Below are 325 nucleotides of genomic sequence, written 5' to 3' on the forward strand. Positions count from 1 at the left end.
CGCCCCAGCAGGGCCAGTACGCCCCGCCGCCCCCGCCCGGCGCCGCCGGACAGACCGCCGCGTTCCAGCAGGCGGGCATCAACGCCGCCGCGCAGGCGAACCTCGAGGGCATGTACGCGGCTCCGGCCGCCGGCGCCATCGAGACCGACCGCATGACCGTTGAGGACACGATCTGGAAGACCGCCGGCCTGTTCGGCATCCTGCTCGTGGCCGCGGCCGTCGGCTGGGTCTGGACGGTCGCCGGCTCCGCTGCCGGCCAGGCGAACCTCACCCCGTGGATCGTCGGCGCGCTCGGCGGCTTCGTGCTCGCCATGGTCGTCATCTT

Annotated in this window: 1 protein-coding gene; it reads left to right on the forward strand. The window is 74.5% G+C overall.

Features of this window, described 5'->3' with window-relative positions; all coding sequences use genetic code 11:
* On the forward strand, positions 1-325 hold a 325-nt coding region (locus tag KI686_RS17540; protein WP_237590348.1), incomplete at both ends, for a Bax inhibitor-1/YccA family membrane protein.

Origin of the sequence: Polaribacter sargassicola, assembly GCF_021991835.1 — a bacterium.
GTDB lineage: Bacteria > Bacteroidota > Bacteroidia > Flavobacteriales > Flavobacteriaceae > Polaribacter > Polaribacter sargassicola.